Annotated in this window: 12 protein-coding genes; 3 read left to right on the forward strand and 9 right to left on the reverse strand. The window is 71.3% G+C overall.

From position 1 onward, the window contains the following. Positions 1–30: 30 nt before the first annotated feature. From purN to J4H92_RS09500, 5 genes are all read right to left on the reverse strand, one after another. Positions 31–660 (reverse strand): phosphoribosylglycinamide formyltransferase, encoded by a 630-nt coding sequence (gene purN / locus J4H92_RS09480; protein WP_208098005.1) that lies wholly within the window; start codon positions 658–660, stop codon positions 31–33. 14 nt (positions 661–674) lie between these two features. After that, positions 675–1,628, reverse strand: a complete 954-nt coding sequence (locus tag J4H92_RS09485; RefSeq protein WP_208097935.1) for a DUF4190 domain-containing protein — start codon at positions 1,626–1,628, stop codon at positions 675–677. Between the two features lie 137 nt (positions 1,629–1,765). Continuing rightward, positions 1,766–3,073, reverse strand: coding sequence for a cell division protein PerM (locus tag J4H92_RS09490; RefSeq protein WP_208097936.1), 1,308 nt, complete (start codon positions 3,071–3,073; stop codon positions 1,766–1,768). A gap of 100 nt (positions 3,074–3,173) precedes the next feature. Next, positions 3,174–3,776: a response regulator gene (locus J4H92_RS09495; RefSeq protein ID WP_243752217.1), complete on the reverse strand. Its 603-nt coding sequence runs from the start codon at positions 3,774–3,776 to the stop codon at positions 3,174–3,176. 41 nt (positions 3,777–3,817) lie between these two features. Continuing rightward, positions 3,818–5,032, reverse strand: a complete 1,215-nt coding sequence (locus J4H92_RS09500) for a sensor histidine kinase (protein ID WP_208097937.1) — start codon at positions 5,030–5,032, stop codon at positions 3,818–3,820. A gap of 109 nt (positions 5,033–5,141) precedes the next feature. Between J4H92_RS09500 and J4H92_RS09505 the strand changes: the two genes are divergently transcribed. Continuing rightward, a complete protein-coding gene (locus tag J4H92_RS09505; RefSeq protein WP_208097938.1) occupies positions 5,142–5,900 on the forward strand; it encodes a GAP family protein in 759 nt (252 codons plus the stop codon). Positions 5,901–6,292: 392 nt separating this feature from the next. Here J4H92_RS09505 and sucD read toward each other — a convergent pair whose 3' ends face one another. From sucD to J4H92_RS09520, 3 genes are all read right to left on the reverse strand, one after another. Continuing rightward, positions 6,293–7,195, reverse strand: coding sequence for a succinate--CoA ligase subunit alpha (gene sucD / locus J4H92_RS09510; protein ID WP_208097939.1), 903 nt, complete (start codon positions 7,193–7,195; stop codon positions 6,293–6,295). A gap of 29 nt (positions 7,196–7,224) precedes the next feature. After that, the gene (gene sucC, locus J4H92_RS09515; RefSeq protein ID WP_208097940.1) at positions 7,225–8,391 is read right to left on the reverse strand and encodes an ADP-forming succinate--CoA ligase subunit beta; all 1,167 of its coding nucleotides are present in this window, start codon (positions 8,389–8,391) and stop codon (positions 7,225–7,227) included. Positions 8,392–8,537: 146 nt separating this feature from the next. Further along, positions 8,538–11,129, reverse strand: a complete 2,592-nt coding sequence (locus tag J4H92_RS09520) for an ATP-dependent helicase (protein ID WP_208097941.1) — start codon at positions 11,127–11,129, stop codon at positions 8,538–8,540. A gap of 379 nt (positions 11,130–11,508) precedes the next feature. Between J4H92_RS09520 and J4H92_RS09525 the strand changes: the two genes are divergently transcribed. Continuing rightward, positions 11,509–12,504 carry an asparaginase domain-containing protein gene (locus J4H92_RS09525; protein WP_208097942.1) on the forward strand — a complete coding sequence of 332 codons (996 nt, stop codon included), beginning with the start codon at positions 11,509–11,511 and terminating at the stop codon, positions 12,502–12,504. On the opposite strand, the gene J4H92_RS09530 is transcribed toward J4H92_RS09525, so the two are convergent. Next, positions 12,476–13,471 (reverse strand): glycerophosphodiester phosphodiesterase family protein, encoded by a 996-nt coding sequence (locus J4H92_RS09530; protein WP_208097943.1) that lies wholly within the window; start codon positions 13,469–13,471, stop codon positions 12,476–12,478. The two genes, J4H92_RS09525 and J4H92_RS09530, sit on opposite strands and share 29 nt — an antisense overlap. 194 nt (positions 13,472–13,665) lie before the next feature. On the opposite strand from J4H92_RS09530, the gene J4H92_RS09535 reads away from it, so the two are divergent. Continuing rightward, positions 13,666–14,502, forward strand: coding sequence for a Bax inhibitor-1/YccA family protein (locus tag J4H92_RS09535; protein ID WP_208097944.1), 837 nt, complete (start codon positions 13,666–13,668; stop codon positions 14,500–14,502). The last annotated feature ends 14 nt before the right edge of the window (positions 14,503–14,516 follow it).

The following is a 14,516-nucleotide window of genomic DNA, read 5'->3' on the forward strand; positions in this document are numbered from 1 at the left end:
AGGCGGATGGTTGCTGAAGTGCGGCGCCGTCTAGCTGACGGACGGTCCCGTCGCGTCGAGAACGAGTTCGCCCTCGGCGATCCGGCGCACGGTGTCGACGAGCAGCGGCCGCTCGAGCTGCTTGATCCTCTCGTGCAGCTCCGGCTCGCTCTCGCCGGGCCGGATCTCGACCCGCGCACGGCGCAGGACCGGGCCGGTGTCCACGCCCTCGTCGATGACGTGCACGCTGACGCCGGTCTCCCGCGCCCCGGCGGCGAGCGCATCGCGCACCGCGCGGGCGCCGGGAAAGCTGGGGAGCAGCGCCGGGTGGGTGTTGATGAGGTGCGGAGAGAAGGCGGCGACGAACCCGGCGGGGAGGATCCGCATGAGCCCGGCGCTGACGACGAGTCCGGTCCTATCGACCGGGCCGGGGCCGCCGCTCACGCCGTGCGCCCTGATGGCCGCGGCCAGCGCCTCGCCCCAGGCCTCGCGGCGGTCGAAGTCGCGGGGCCGCACCACGAAGACGGGCACCCCGGCCTCCTGCGCGTGCCGGAGCCCCGGGGCATCGGTATCGCTTCCGACGCCGACGATCCGCACCGGGTAGGCGGGATCCCGCGTCGCGTCGAGCAGCGCCCTGAGGTTGCTGCCGCTGCCGGAGATCAGTACGACGACGTCGAGCAGGTGGGCCGCACCGCTCACATGCACGCCAGGCTGTCCTCCATGACGGCATCGAAGTAGTCCGTGAACAGATCCTCGGAACTCCCCTCGAGCGGATTCTCGATGAAGTCGCTGAACGCGGCGTAGACCTCGCGGTTGGGGCTGTCGATCTCGCCGAGCTTGCGGAAGGCGTCGCGGAGCGCTTCCGGCACTTCGGTGCCGTCGACTTCCTGCTGGGATTCGGAGATCTCGCTCAGCGTCGCGCAGAACTCCGCGGAGCGCTCGGAGGTGCCCTCGGTGCCGGCGTCGGTGTCGGTCGACTCGTCCGGATCGACCGGGTCGGTCTCGGGAACCGTGGGGGTCGGCGTGACCTCCTCGATGCTGTCGCTGAGGCGCTCGCTCGCCTCGTCGACGCTGCTGACGACCATGCCGGCGACGGCGAGGGAGATGACGATGCCGAGGATCACCAGAGCGACCTGGACGTAGCCGATGATCGTGCCGGCGAGGGCGAAACCGCGGCCGCGCTCACCCCGCTTCTTGATCTGGCCGAGCGCGATGTGCCCGCAGATGATGCCGACGAGTCCGATGAAGAACGACCCGACGAAGGCCACGATCGCCAGCGCGTTCAGCGGCGGCTGCTGCGGGGGGACGGGAGCGCCCGGCTGCTGCGGAGCGCTCGGCGGAGCGTAGCCGCCGCCTGACGCGCCCTGCTGGGGGGCCGCCCCGTAAGGGGGTGCGGGCTGCTGGGGAGGCTGGGCCGGAGCGAGCGGCTGAGTCGGCTGGGTCGCCTGCTGGGCAAACGGCTGCTGGGCCGACGGGAGCGGCTGAGTCGGCTGAGTCGGCTGTGGAGGGAACGTCGACTGCGGCGGCTGGATCCCCTGGGGCGGCTGGATCCCCTGCGGCGGTTCGATCCCCTGCGGCGGCTCCGGGGCTGCAGGCGGCTTGGGCGCTGCGGGTTGCTGGTCTCCGCCCGGGGTGGTCGGTTCCGACATGTCGATCTCCTCCTCGTCCGTGGAGCTCCGCGGCTCGTCGGTCCTATCCGGGAGAGCATCGAAGCGGGGCGCTGCTGCGCGCGTCGACGAATCCGACGTGCGCACAGCAATTGTAGTGTCCCGGGCGGGTCTCGCGCTCAGCCGTTTCCCGCGGACGGGACCTCTTCGTCCGCGCTCGCCGTCCAGTCGAAGGCGTTCGGCTCGGGATCCGGTTCTCTCCGGCTCTCCAGGTCGAGGCGTCGGGCGAGCACGCCGGGCACCAGGCCGAAGCCGAGCTCGAGCGCGATGAGCCCTCCCACCAGCCACGGAGCCGGTCCGACCACCGCGAGGCGGCCCGGCCCGGCGGCTCCGGTGGCGAGTGCCGAGAGCCCCGCGACGGCGAGGCCCGCGAGGAGCGCGGCGAGGAGCGGAACGACGATGGCGACGGAGAGTGAGCTGTGCCGGAGATCGCTGCGGGCGCCTGCGAGCGCGCCGATCGCGATGGCCGAGAGCACGACTGCGGCCGGGGCCAGTCCTCCCGCCCATCCCCAGCCCTCCGGGACGGCGCCGAGGAGCGGGAACGCCGGGAGGGGGCCCAGAAGCGTCTCGAACGGGGTGACCGAGGTGCCGGCGCCGATGGCGAAGCCGGCGCCGGAGAACCAGGCGATCCCCCAGACGCAGGCGACCGGCAGCAGCACCAGGTTGAGCAGGAACAGGAGGATCAGCCCGAGGACGTCGGGGTGCAGCCCCTGCCCCAGCGCGACGATGTCGACGTAGCCGACGACGACGGCCACGGCGAAGCCGAGTGCGCCGAGGGTCGCCAGCCCCGCCACCGAGGCGGCCGCGAGGCGGATCACCTCCGCCGCGCGTCCCGGCAGCGCGGACGCCCGGAGTTCGCCGAACGGCTCGACCAGGCGCTGGACACGGCGGGTCATGGATTTCCACCAGGCGTGCCCCGCGGTCGCCGCGTGCAGCAGATACCCGGCTCCCGAGCTCGCAGCGTAGCAGAGCGCGGGGACCGCGGCGCAGGCCCAGAGGGGCCAGTCCGGCAGGGGCGACGCGAGGACCGCGATGCCGCCGGCGGCGACCGCGAATCCGATCGCACCGCCGAGCACTCCGGCGGCCCCCTTGGCGCCCTCTCGCGCGAATCTCCGACCGGCGCGGAAGGCGAGGACGACGGTCAGCAGGGTGAGGCCGAGCGGCGCGAGGGAGAGGGTGAAGTCCAGTGCGCCGCCGCCGAGGCCGAGGCTCAGCGCGGCGTCTGCGTCGAGTGAGAAACCCAGCGGGACGAAGTGCGCGAGCAGCCAACCGGCGGAGATTCCCGCGACCACGTCGCCCGGTTCGGCTGCGAGGTCGAAGGCGAGCCACCAGAGCAGCACGCCCACGACGGCGATGATCGCCCAGGCGGCGAGCGCGACGGCCAACGCCTCGATCGCTGCCGCACCCGCGGTCACCACTGCTTTCATCATCCCCAGGCTACCCCTTCGTCACCGATCTCCCAGGACCCTCGCGGCTCGGCTGATCCTCGCGATCCGGCTGCTCCGCCGCACGGCTCAGCCGAACGGCTCAGTCGAACGGCATCGTGCGGGCGAGCGCGGCGGCGTGGGTGCGGCTCTCGGCGCCCAGCTTGGCGAGGATGCTCGATACGTGCGTCTTGACGGTCGGCAGCGAGATACCGAGCCTGGCCGCGATGCGGGCGTTCGAGCTTCCGTCGCGGATCGCCGCGAGCACATCCCTCTCGCGTTCCGTCAGCGAGGCGAACCCGGGCGGCGCTTCGGGCCGGGGCGCACCGTTCGCGACCTCGGCGAGCGCGCGCCGGGTCACCCGCGGATCGAGCACGCCCTCGCCGGCCGCGATCCGCCGCACGGCGTCGATGAGCGGCGCGGCCTCGGTCGTCTTCAGCAGGAAGCCCGCGGCGCCCGCCCGGATCGCGCCGAGCACCAGGTCGTCCTCGTCGAAGCTGGTGAGCACGAGGACCTCGGCGACACCGGCCCGCACGATCCGCTCGGTCGCCTCGACCCCGTTCATCCCGGGCATGCGGAGGTCCATGACGACCACGTCCGGCCGCAATGCGGCGGCGTTGCGCACGGCGGAGGCTCCATCGGCGGCTTCCCCGACGACCCGGATCCCTCCGGATTCGAGGAGGATCCGCAGCCCTTCGCGGATCATCCCGTGGTCGTCCGCGAGCAGCACGCGCGGGTTCTTCGGCGTCACGCGAGCGCCTCTCTCGGCAATCGCGCGCGCACCGCCCACCGTTCGCCCTCGGCGCCGGCCTCGAAGACGCCGCCCGTCGCCCGCACCCGCTCGGCGAGCATCTCGAGGCCCGCTCCGCTGCCGACCAGCCCGACGCGCGGCTCTCCCCCGCGCGACACGATGCTCGCCACCACCGAGTCGCCCTCCTCGCACAGACGCACCTCCACCAGGGAGCCCGAGGCGTGGCGGACGCAGTTGACCAGCGCCTCCTGCACCACGCGGCCCAGGGCGTGGTCGGCCGCGGGTCCCAGCGCTCCGCCGATCCGGTCGGCGAGATCGACCCGCACCCCGGACCGTTCCGCCTCCGCCACCAGCCTCGGCACGTCATCCCGTCCGACCGGCCCCGGCGGGTGGTCGGAACCGCCGCGCAGCACGGCGATCATCGAGCGCAGGGCCCCGTGCGCTTCGAGGCTCGCGTCGCGGACCGCCCGGAGCGCGTCGCGCTCGCGGACTCCGGCGGCCTCCGCGCCGGGCCCCGTGAGGGCCGCTTCGCTGCGGATCGCCACGGCGGCCACGTGCCCGGCCACGACGTCGTGCAGTTCCCTCGCCATGCGTTCGCGCTCCTCGCGCACCGCGCCCGTGCGGTCGAGCTCCGCCAGCCGAGAGGCGTCCTCGGCGCGCTGGCGATAGAGCCGGACGAGTTCGCGCGATTGCGCCACCGAGTTCGCATACCAGTAGGAGAACCCGAGCAGCGCGCCGAACGGGATCCCGACCATCAAGGCGATGCGCGCATCGGCCGAGCGCAGCAGCGCGGCAGCCGTGAACAGCAGGGTCGCGGCCGCAACGGCGACGAGGACCCGCCTCCGGCCCTCGGCGCTCAGCTCGACGATGAGGGCGTGCAGCAGTTCGAGCATGACCAGCATCGGCACGATACCCCCGACGGTCAGCAGATCGAGCAGGAACAGCGCGGTGGCGACTCCGAGCCCCAGGCCCGGAGCGCGTCGTTTCAGCAGTACGAGCGCAGAGGACGGAATGGCCGTCGCCAGACCCCACCAGGCCGGCACCGGCTCGAGCAGTACGGAGAACACGTCCCACATGCCCGACAGGCCGAGCGCCGCGAAGACCACGGCGAGACCCAGGTACAGGGCCGCCTGGACCGGGAGCAGCGCCATGAGACTCCGCGCCTCACGCGGCTCCTCGGCGTCCTGCGCCCGTGCGTTCCCCACCGTCATGACTCCATCAAATCAGGGACGGCCGACATTCGCCTCAGACCAAAGGACGACCCCGGTCTCGGGCTTTCAGCCGATCCCCTCGCTCCGCTCGTCGCCCGAGAATCGAGGCATGGACCTGCTCACCGATCTGCCCCTTCCGGCGGCGCTCGCGATCCTCGCCCTCGTGGACGGCCTCAGCGTCGGCACGCTGCTGATCCCGCTCTTCCTCCTCGTCGCTCCGGGCCGCCCGCGGGTACCGAGGATCCTGCTGTATCTCGGCACCATCACGTTCTTCTACCTGGGCGTCGGCGTGCTCTTCATGCTCGGGATCCTCAGCGTGATCGACCTCGGCCGCAACTTTCTCGCCTCGGCCGCGGGGCAGGTCTCGCTGCTCGTGGTCGGCGCGGGGTTGCTCGCGCTGGGGATCTGGATGGGCGTCGCCGACTCGCGACGCAAGAGGCGCGCCGCCGCGGGCGACCCCGGCGCCCAGGACGGCGGACGCCTGCTGCGCTGGCGGGAGCGGCTGCTCGCGCCCGGGACGAGCGGCGCCGCCGTGATGGGCGTGGCGCTGGCGGCGGGGATCGCGGAGATCGCCGGGATGCTGCCCTACCTGATCGGCATGACCATGCTCGCCGACGCCCCGATCGGCGCGGCCGAGCGCTTCGCGCTGCTCGCCGGCTACTGCGCGGTGATGATCCTCCCGGCGCTGGCGCTGCTCGCCGCGCGGGTGCTCGCCGCGAGGGCGGTCGAGCGTCCCCTGCAGCGCTTCACGGCCTGGATGCAGCGCACGGGCGCCGAGAACACCTCCTGGATCCTCGGCATCGTCGGTTTCCTGCTCGTCCGCTCCGCCGCGACCCAGCTCGGGCTCGAGCTGCCCGTCATCGGCTGAGGCGAGGCGCTCCCGGAAGCACCGTTGAGATTCGACAACGCGGCGAGCGTGCGTCACGGACGCGCCGATGTTGTTCTTCGACGTGCAGAGCAGCAAGGGGGACGTGCCGCCGCTCGCGGGGTACGCTCCGTTTCCAGGAGTACGTTATTGCGGGTCCACACGGTACCCCCCCCCCGACCCAGGACGTACTTCCGCACGCACCGCCTGGAAGTCGACGAGCTGGGCGGCATGATCGCGAAACGCTACGACGGATCCGGGCTGATCGCCCTGGTGCTGGAAGAGATCCACTGATCGCTCTCTTCTCGCGCGCTTCGGCCGAGTACCGCGAGAGGCCCCCGGTCCGAACCCGGGACCGGGGGCCTCCCACGCTGGTACCAGCGTGCGGCGATGCGCTACAGCGCCGCGACCACCTCGCGCAGCAGTCGGGCGGTCTCGGACGGGGTCTTGCCGACCCTCACGCCCGCGGCCTCCAGGGCCTCCTTCTTCGCCTGCGCGGTGCCGGCCGAACCCGAGACGATGGCGCCCGCGTGCCCCATGGTCTTGCCCTCGGGCGCGGTGAAGCCCGCGACGTAGCCGACGACGGGCTTCGTGACGTTCGCCCGGATGAACTCCGCGGCGCGCTCCTCGGCGTCGCCGCCGATCTCGCCGATCATCACGATCGCCGTCGTCTCCGGGTCGGCCTCGAAGGCCTCCAGAGCGTCGATGTGCGTCGTGCCGATCACCGGGTCGCCGCCGATGCCGATCGCGGTCGAGAAGCCCAGATCGCGCAGCTCGAACATCATCTGGTAGGTCAGCGTGCCCGACTTCGAGACGAGGCCGATCGGGCCCTTGCCGGTGATGGTCGCGGGCGTGATGCCGGCCAGCGACTCGCCCGGCGTGATGATGCCGGGGCAGTTCGGGCCGATGATGCGGGTCTTGCCGCCGGTGGCCTTCGCGTGCGCCCACAGTTCGGCGCTGTCCTTCACCGGGATGCCCTCGGTGATGATGACCAGCAGGCCGATGCCCGCGTCGATCGCCTCGACGGCCGCGTCCTTCGCGAACGGCGGCGGCACGAAGACGACGGACACGTCGGCCCCGGTGCGCTCGATCGCCTCGGCGACGGTGCCGAACACCGGCAGCTCGACGGTGCTGCCCGCCCGGTCGACGTGGGTCACGGTCGTGCCCGCCTTGCGCGCGTTCACGCCGCCGACGATGTTGGTGCCCGCGGCGAGCATGCGCGCCGTGTGCTTGGTCCCCTCGCCGCCGGTGATGCCCTGGACGATGACCTTGGAATCCTGGTTCAGAAAGATCGACATGTTGAGTGCTTCCTCGTTCGTGCGTGGGCTTATCGGGCGTTGGCGAGCTCGGCGGCCTGGTCGGCGCCCTCGTCCATGGTGGCGGCCTGGGTGACCAGCGGGTGGGCGGCCTCGTTCAGGATCCGGCGCCCCTCCTCGACGTTGTTGCCGTCGAGTCGCACGACGAGGGGCTTGTTCGCGGCGTCGCCGAGCTCGTCGAGCGCGCCGACGATGCCGTTGGCGACCGCATCGCAGGCCGTGATCCCGCCGAACACGTTGACGAACACGGCCTTCACCTGCGGATCGCCGAGGATCACGTCGAGCCCGGCCGCCATCACCTCGGCCGAGGCGCCGCCGCCGATGTCGAGGAAGTTGGCTGGCTTGACGCCGCCGTGCTTCTCCCCGGCGTAGGCGACGACATCGAGGGTCGACATCACGAGGCCCGCGCCGTTGCCGATCACGCCCACCTCGCCGTCGAGCTTGACGTAGTTGAGATCCTGCGCCTTGGCCTTCGCCTCCAGCGGATCCTCGGCCGCCTTGTCGGCGAGCTCGTCGTGCTCGGGGTGGCGGAACTCGGCGTTCTCGTCGAGCGACACCTTGCCGTCGAGCGCGACGATGTCACCGGCGCCGGTGAGCACGAGCGGGTTGACCTCGACGAGCGTCGCGTCCTCGCCCGTGTAGACCTCGTAGAGCTTCTGGAAGACCGGCACGACCTTGGCGACCAATTCCTCGGGGAACCGGGCCGCTCGGGCGATCTCCTCGGCCTTGGCCGCGTCGATGCCGACGATGGGATCGACCTCGATCCGGGCGAGCGCCTCGGGCTTCTCGACCGCCAGCTGCTCGATCTCCATGCCGCCCTCCACGCTCGCGAGGGACAGGTAGGAGCGGTTCGCGCGATCGAGCAGCACCGAGAAGTAGAACTCCTGCGCGATGTCCGCACCGGCCGCGACCATGACCCGCTTCACCACATGACCCTTGATATCGAGGCCGAGGATCGACTGGGCCGCCTCGTAGGCCTCGTCGGGGGTCTTTGCGACCTTGACGCCGCCGGCTTTGCCGCGTCCGCCGGTCTTCACCTGGGCTTTCACGACCACGACGCCGCCGATCTTCTCGGCGGCCGCGCGCACCTCCTCCGGCGTGTCGGCGACGATGCCGGCGAGCACCGGCACCCCGTATCGTTCGAAGAGATCTCGTGCCTGGTACTCGTACAGATCCACGTGTGTTCCTTATTGGGTCGTGATGTGGTGTTCTGAGGTTGAAAATGTCTCGACGTCGAACTAATTTCAGCCACGGAAAGCCTAGCACCGCCAGATAGACGGCAGGAGCCGGGAGTGCCGCATCGTGGCACCCCGGCGAGGGCCGGTCACTCGATCTTGGTGATGGGCGAGAGCTTGATGAGCAGCTTGCGCTCGCCGACCGAGTCGAAGACCGCGTGCGCGACGCGTTTCGATCCCTCGCCGGTGACTCCCGTGACCCGTCCCTCGCCATAGTCGTCATGGCGGATCCGGTCTCCCGGTGCGAGTTCGAGATCCCCGTTGTCGCGGACGGCCGCACCGATCAGGTTGGGGAACCCGCCCCCCGAATCCTGGGCCTCCTTGGCGAGCCGCTTGCGCTCGCGCCACCGCTCGAGCGCCGACTGCATGTTTCCGCTGGCGGGCTCGCCGACCGCGGCCGCGCCGGAGCCCCTGCCGAACGAGACGGCGGAGTCGGCACCGCGACCGGCGCCCGAACGAGTCGGCCGCCCCTCGCGCGGCGCGTTCAGCGCGCGAGACCCCGAGCCGCCGGAGCCGCCCGCGCGCGCCGTGACTTCGCCCGGCGACTGCCGCCAGTCGATCAGCTCCTCGGGGATCTCCTGCAGGAACCGCGACGGCATCGCCACGCCGATGTCGCCGTAGCTCGCTCGCGTGCTGGCGAGTGTGAGATACAGCCGCTCGCGGGCGCGGGTGATGCCGACGTACATCAGCCGCCGCTCCTCGTTCACGCCCCCGACCTCGTCGACCGACATCTGGTGGGGCAGCAGCCCCTCCTCGACTCCGGTGATGAAGACGGCGGGGAACTCCAGCCCCTTGGCGGTGTGCAGCGTCATCAGCGAGACGGTGCCGCTGCGGTCGTCGAGGTCGTCGGCCGCCGCCACCAGACTGACCTCGGTGAGGAACTCGAGCAGACCCGCCCCCGGGTTGCGCACGTCGAACTCGCGTGCGACGGCCACGAGCTCCTCGAGGTTCTCGGCCCGGGCCTCGTCCTGAGGATCCCGCTTGGCCCGCAGCTTCTCGATCATCTGGGTCTCGTCGAGGATCAGCTTCAGCACCTCGGCGACGGGAGCGGGGGGCTTCTCCGCGTCGGCGACCGCGCCCCCGGGTTCCAGCGCGGCTCCCCCGCCCGCCGCCATGCGCGCCGCGCGCGACAGCAGCTCCCCCAGCCCCGTGATCGACCCGAGCACCTTGGGCCCGAAGCCGATCTCTTCGGCGCGCAGCATCGCCTCGTGGAAGGAGATGCCCCGCCCCTCCTGGAAGTTCGCGAGCTGCGCCTCGGCCATCGGTCCGATCCCGCGCTTCGGAGCGCCGAGCAGGCGCGACCAGGCGATCGGATCGTAGGGGTTCGCGAGGCTGGTCAGATAGGCCATCGCGTCCTTGATCTCGGCCCGCTCGTAGAACTTGGTGCCGCCGAGCACCCGGTACGGGACCGCCGAGCGGATCAGCAGTTCCTCGAGCGCTCGCGTCTGCGAATTCGTGCGGTAGAACACGGCGATATCGCCGTAGGCGGCGCCCGAGCGGCGCAGATCCTCGATCTCCTCGGCGACGAACCTCGCCTCGTCGTGCTGCGAGTAGCCGGTGAAGCCGACGATCCGTTCTCCCGCGCCCTCCGCCGTCCAGAGGTTCTTCTCCTGACGGTCGAAGTTGCTCGCGATCACCGCATTGGCGGCGCTCAGGATGTTCTGGGTGGAGCGGTAGTTCTGCTCGAGCTTCACCACCTCGGCGCCGGGGAAGTCGCGTTCGAACTCCACGATGTTGCGGATGTCGGCGCCTCGGAACGCGTAGATCGACTGGTCGCTGTCGCCCACCACCGTGAGACTCGCGGCCGGGATCCCGCCGGAGGCGTCGAGTTCGGCCGGGCGCACCGGCGGCACGAGGCGATCCGCCAGGTCCGCGTCGACCGGGCGCGTCAGTTCGCGGATGAGCGCGTACTGCGCGTGATTCGTGTCCTGGTACTCGTCGACGAGCAGGTGCCGGAAGCGGCGCTGATACACCGCCGCGACATCGGGGTGCGCGCGGAAGAGATGAACGGTCTGCCCGATCAGGTCGTCGAAGTCGAAGGCGTTGGCGCGCCGCAGCTGCTGCTCGTACTCGTGGAAGATCTCGACGAAGATCCGCTCGCGCGGGTCCGCCTCGTTCGCCGTCGCGGCGTAGCCCGCCGCGTCCTGCAGCTCGTTCTTCAGGCGCGAGATCTTGCCGCTGGTGTTGGCGGGGGTGAAACCGTAGCTGTCCGCCTCGGTCTCCCTGATGATGCGCTTGAGCAGCGCGCGCGAATCGGCGGAATCGTAGATGGTGAAGCCGGAGACGTAGCCGAAGCGCTCGGACTCGCGGCGGAGGATCCGCACGCAGGCGGAGTGGAAGGTGGAGATCCACATCCCCTCCGTGGCGTCCCCGAGTAGCTCCTGCACGCGCTCGCGCATCTCGGAGGCGGCCTTGTTGGTGAAGGTGATCGCGAGGATCTGGCTCGGCCAGGCCTCGCGGTTGCGGATGAGCTGCGCGATGCGGTGGGTGAGCACGCGCGTCTTGCCGGATCCGGCCCCGGCGACGATCAGCAGCGCGGGCCCGCGGGCCTCGACCGCGCGCCGCTGCTGCGGGTTGAGTCCCGCCGTCAGCGGGTCCTCAGCCGCGCCCGCATCGGATCCAGAACCGGCGCCGCCCGGCAGCGGCACCCCGGAGGGATCGAGAAGTTCGAATTCGCTCATCGTCCCACCAGTCTAGGTTCCCCCGCCGGCATCCTCGATCCATCCCGGGCGCATCCCGGGCGCATCCCAGACTCTTCCCCGTATCCTCCGCGCACCTTCCCCGATCCTTCGCGCACCTTCCCCGATCCTTCTGCGCCCGCGCCACCGCACCTCGGGCTGAGATTGCAGCTGGGGCTGAGCTTCTCAGCGGTTCCGGTCCGCCCGAGCTGCAATCTCAGCCCGAAGCGCGGGCGAAGTATGGGGCAGAGGGAGGAGAGAGGAGAGAGGAGAGAGGAGAGAGGAGAGAGGAGAGAGGAGAGAGGAGAGGAGAGGAAAGGAAAGGAAAGGAAAGGAAAGGACGGGCGGTGGAAGGTAGGCGAGGATGCACCAGAATGGAGGGATGGTGGATGGATCACGCCCGGCGGTGCTCGTGCTCGCGACGGGCGGCACGATCGGCATGCGGGTCGGCGAGCACGGGCTGGCGCCGGATCCCGGCTTCCCCGAGGCGCTCAAGGATCTCGTCGCGGAGATCTGCGGACCGCTGGGCGCCGATCACCGCATCAACCACCTGCATCCGCCGATCGACAGCGCCAACGCCGACGCCGACACCGCCAGGCGCATTGCGCGGACGGTCGGCGCGCGCGTGCGCACCTCGGGGCCGCGGGGCGTCGTGGTGCTCCACGGCACCGACACGCTGGCCTACACCGCGGCCCGCCTGGCCTACGAGCTCTCCGATCTCGGCACCCCCGTGGTCCTGACCGGGGCGCAGCACCCGCACGGCGCCGAGGACGGCGACGCCAGGAGCAATCTCTCCCTCGCCGTCAAGACCTCGCTGCGAGCCCGCCGGGACGCGCCCGTCTCGATCGCGTTCGGGCGGCGGCTGCTGCCCGCGGTCCGTGCCACCAAGCACCAGGCCGAGGCGATCGAGGCGTTCCGCGCCGAACGCCCGCTCGCGACCGGGGCCACCGGCGTGCCCGCGCAGCTCCGGGCACGTCGCGATCGGCTCTCGCCCGCCCGCGTGATCTCGTTCCGCTTCGTCCCCGGGGTCGCCCCCGGGGATCTGCGCGCCATCGCCGGCGCCGGGCCCGACGGCCTCGTGCTCGAGTGCTACGGCACCGGGAACGCCCCGCTCGGGACGCCGGGCATGCGCGAGGCCCTGCGCGCCGTCGCGGCGGAGCTGCCCGTCGTCGCGATCACGCAGTGCGCCACCGGGTCGGTGGACTTCGGACGGTACGCGGTGGCCAAGGAGATGCGGGCGCTCGGCGTGATCGACGGCGGCGACATGACGCTCGAGGCCGCGCTCGGGAAGCTGGCCTTCGCCGTCGAAGCCGGCCTGTCGGGTTCGCCGCTCGGCTCGTTCATGCAGCTCAACGTGCTGGGAGAGCGTTCGACGTGAGCTGCACGACGAGTTCGGGGTGGTCCGCGAACACGCCGTCGACGCCGCTCCCGAGGATCCTCGACCACTCCCCGCGCCAGTTCCCCCAGACCGCGGGATCGGATCCGCGCCGGAAGGCAGGATCCAGGAACGCGTTCTCCGGGCGCAGCGTCCAGGTGTAGGCCAGCAGGCCGCGCGCCTGCGCACGGGCTACCGTCGCCGGGTCGGCGAGGATGTCCTGTTTGGCGAGGCTCACCCCGTCCACTCGGTCCCGCAGCGCGTCGAGGCCGGCCTCGCTCCGATACCAGGCATAGGATCCCGCCCCGGCGCTCCCCCGCCCGGGGGCGTCGGCCGGGGCGCCATCGTGGTCGATCAGGAACACCAGCCGCGCGGGCAGCCCCCGATCCCGCAACCGCTCCAGCGGCTCCAGCTCGAAGCTCTCGACAATCACCCGTTCCGGACGGTCCGCCCACCCGCACTCCGACAGCTCCCGTTCGAGGAGCGCCACGAGGTCGTGCCCCTGCGCGCGCAGGAAACGGGCGTGCTTCAACTCGATCACGACCGCGGGGCGGGCGCCGAGCCGCTCGCTCTCCCGATCGATCAGCTCGAGCAGATCCCGCAGCCGCAGCACGGGCTCCGTCCCGTCGAGGGCGGCGTTCTCCGGCCGCAGCCCGGGCAGGCGCTCCCGCGCTCGCAGCGTCGCGAGTTCGGACCAGTCGAGATCCTCGGCGAACCAGCCCGTGATCGTCCGGCCGTCCACCGTCCTGGTCGTGCGACGCTCCGCGAACCCGGGCCGCGTCGCCACGTCGGTGGTGCCCGACAGCTCGTTCTCGTGGCGCACGACGAGCACGCCGTCACGCGAGACCACGATGTCCGGCTCCACCGCCCCGGCGCCCCCTGCGAGCGCGAGCCGGTAGGCGGAGGCCGTGTGCTCGGGACGTCGCCCGGACGCGCCCCGGTGCGCGATGATCAGCGGAGGCGCCCCCATGGCACAGCAGCCTACCGTTCAGGCGTCGCCGACTCGCGCAAGAGGGCGCTTCTGGGGCTGCCCGCAGCCGCCGGACCCCGGAACACGACCCGCAGCGCGGTAACGCGCGGAGGGAAAGGAGGAAAAACCTGCTGTTTTTCAGGGGCGGTCGATAGCCTTGAAGCACGTACCCGTCCCGAGAGGAACTCGCACGCATGAGCAACCCCGCGCTCACCAACAATCCCGCGCTGAACGGCAAGACCCTCAGCGCCGACGAACTGCGCCGAATCTACGACCAGCCCGCGGCGCAGACGCAGCGGCCCGGCATCGACGATCCCCAGGCCCCCGCCCAGGGCACCCCGGTGCCGCCCGTGACCGGCGCCGAGCATCCCATGACCTACGAGAACACGATCTCGAAGACCGTCATGCTCTTCCTGATCGTGGTCGCCGGCGCCGCGGTCGGCTGGTGGATCCCCGCGCTCATGCTGCCCGGCGCCATCGTGGGCCTCGTGCTCGGGCTCGTCAACGCGTTCAAGAAGGAGCCGAGCGTCCCCCTCATCGTCGGCTACGCCGCGGCCATGGGCCTGTTCCTCGGCGGGATCTCGGGCGTGTACGAGGCCATCATGCCCGGCATCGTCTCCCAGGCGGTCATCGGGACCTTCGCGGTCTTCGGCGTGACCCTGCTGCTGTTCCGCAGCGGGAAGGTGCGCACCAGCCCGAAGATGACCAAGATCTTCCTCATCGCGATGGTCGGCTACCTCGTCTTCTCACTGCTCAACTTCGTGCTCATGCTCACGGGCGCGAGCACCGACCCGTGGGGGCTGCGCACCGGCGTCGAGGTGTTCGGGATCCCGCTCGGCCTCATCATCGGCGCACTCGCCGTGCTGCTCGCCGCCTACTCGCTCGTGATGGACTTCGAGCTGATCCAGAACGGGGTGCAGAACCGAGTGCCGGAGCGGTACGGCTGGTCGGCGGCCTTCGGCCTCATGGTCACCCTGATCTGGCTCTACCTCGAGATCCTGCGGATCCTCGCGATCCTCCGCGGCGACTGACCGAATGGCGGGAG

This window comes from Leucobacter weissii (assembly GCF_017565745.1).
GTDB lineage: Bacteria > Actinomycetota > Actinomycetes > Actinomycetales > Microbacteriaceae > Leucobacter > Leucobacter weissii.

Bases quoted from the DNA above. Each gene is read 5' to 3' on its own strand.
- J4H92_RS09485 (WP_208097935.1), bottom strand. From the start codon at position 1,628: ATGTCGGAACCGACCACCCCGGGCGGAGACCAGCAACCCGCAGCGCCC.
- J4H92_RS09490 (WP_208097936.1), bottom strand. From the start codon at position 3,073: ATGAAAGCAGTGGTGACCGCGGGTGCGGCAGCGATCGAGGCGTTGGCC.
- J4H92_RS09495 (WP_243752217.1), bottom strand. From the start codon at position 3,776: ATGATCCGCGAAGGGCTGCGGATCCTCCTCGAATCCGGAGGGATCCGG.
- J4H92_RS09500 (WP_208097937.1), bottom strand. From the start codon at position 5,032: ATGACGGTGGGGAACGCACGGGCGCAGGACGCCGAGGAGCCGCGTGAG.
- J4H92_RS09505 (WP_208097938.1), top strand. From the start codon at position 5,142: ATGGACCTGCTCACCGATCTGCCCCTTCCGGCGGCGCTCGCGATCCTC.
- sucD (WP_208097939.1), bottom strand. From the start codon at position 7,195: ATGTCGATCTTTCTGAACCAGGATTCCAAGGTCATCGTCCAGGGCATC.
- J4H92_RS09520 (WP_208097941.1), bottom strand. From the start codon at position 11,129: ATGAGCGAATTCGAACTTCTCGATCCCTCCGGGGTGCCGCTGCCGGGC.
- J4H92_RS09525 (WP_208097942.1), top strand. From the start codon at position 11,509: ATGGTGGATGGATCACGCCCGGCGGTGCTCGTGCTCGCGACGGGCGGC.
- J4H92_RS09530 (WP_208097943.1), bottom strand. From the start codon at position 13,471: ATGGGGGCGCCTCCGCTGATCATCGCGCACCGGGGCGCGTCCGGGCGA.
- J4H92_RS09535 (WP_208097944.1), top strand. From the start codon at position 13,666: ATGAGCAACCCCGCGCTCACCAACAATCCCGCGCTGAACGGCAAGACC.